This window comes from Micromonospora sp. DT47, from assembly GCF_049844475.1.
Taxonomy (GTDB): Bacteria; Actinomycetota; Actinomycetes; order Mycobacteriales; family Micromonosporaceae; genus Micromonospora.
The window spans coordinates 1-1335 of record NZ_JBNCLC010000063.1 but is presented as its reverse complement, the minus strand read 5'-3'; the positions used below and the strand labels follow the sequence as shown (position 1 = coordinate 1335).

Annotated in this window: 1 protein-coding gene; it reads left to right on the top strand. The window is 68.8% G+C overall.

Features of this window, described 5'->3' with window-relative positions; all coding sequences use genetic code 11:
• Nucleotides 1–108 precede the first annotated feature (108 nt).
• Nucleotides 109–1317: a low temperature requirement protein A gene (locus tag ACLQ2U_RS32145; RefSeq protein WP_425754636.1), complete on the top strand. Its 1209-nt coding sequence runs from the start codon at nt 109–111 to the stop codon at nt 1315–1317.
• Nucleotides 1318–1335 lie beyond the last annotated feature (18 nt).

The following is a 1335-nucleotide window of genomic DNA, read 5'->3' as shown; positions in this document are numbered from 1 at the left end:
CCAGGCCCCGTCACGTGAAACTTTGGTGAGCGTCAGCAAGGGACGGGCCGTGTTCGGGATGATCAGCGCAGGGGAACCTTCGTCGCGCGAGCCGTCCGAGGTGCTGCCATGTCCGACACAGTGAGTCATCCACGATATCCCGTGCGCGCCTGGTACCGGCCGATGGTCGCCCGCCCCACCGACGAGCCGTACCGGACGGTGACTCCGCTGGAACTGCTCTTCGATCTGTGCTTCGTGGCCGCGGTGAGACAGGCCGCCGACCGACTGCACCACAACCTGGGCGAGGCCGACATCGGCCACGGGATCGGCCTCTACCCGGTGGTGTTCTTCGCGATCTGGTGGGCGTGGATGAACTTCACCACGTTCGCTTCCGCGTACGACCCCGAGGACGACGTCTACCGCCTCACCACCCTGGTCCAGATCGCCGGGGCGCTGGTGATCGCCGGTGGCGTACCTCGCGCCTTCGATCACGGCGACTTCTCCGTCATTACGTACGGGTACGTGATCATGCGGCTGGCGATGGTCGGGCAATGGTTGCGCGTCGCCCGCAGCGACCCGGAGCGGCGGGCCACCGCACTGCGCTACGCCGTGGGGATCGTGGTTCTGCAGGCGGCCTGGATCGGTCGGCTGGCACTGCCCGAAGGGTGGCACTGGCTGTTGCCCGGCTTCCTGGCGATCGTCCTCGCCGAGCTGCTCCTGCCGTTCTGGGCGAGACGCCCCGCTCCGATCATCTGGCACCCACGCCACATAACCGAGCGGTACGGCCTGTTCACCATCATCGTCCTCGGCGAGTCGGTACTCGCGGCCAGCCTCGCCATCCAGACCGCCTTCGACCGGGGGACCAAGGCAAGCACCCTGCTGTCGATCGCCGGCGCCGGCGTAGTGATCGTCTTCGCCATGTGGTGGCTGTACTTCGACCGCCCAGTTCAGCACCTGGCGGCCTCGCCGCGCGTGGCCCTGCTGTGGGGATACGGCCAGTACCTGATCTTCGCATCGGCGGCTGCGCTCGGCGCGGGCCTCGCCGTCGACGTCGACTACCAAACCGGCACCGCGCACCTCGGGCGCGTCGCCGCAGGGTACGCGGTAGCCGCGCCGGTCGCCGTCTACCTGCTCGCAGTCTGGACGCTGCACATCCGCCCCTACGAGCAGCTGAAGATGACCGTGCCGTACTGGGCCACAGCGGCGCTCGTGCTGCTCACACCGCTCACGCCGGCGCCGGCACGCCTGACCGCTCTGCTCCTCGCCACCCTCGTCGCCACCACCGTCGTCGCTACCCGGCGCAGGCAGGGCGCCGCCCGGACCCCGACGGATCACTAGCCTCGTTCTGCCGCTAAC

What these genes read in the sequence shown, in the direction of transcription:
- ACLQ2U_RS32145 (WP_425754636.1), top strand. Translation starts at nt 109, where the DNA reads ATGTCCGACACAGTGAGTCATCCACGATATCCCGTGCGCGCCTGGTAC.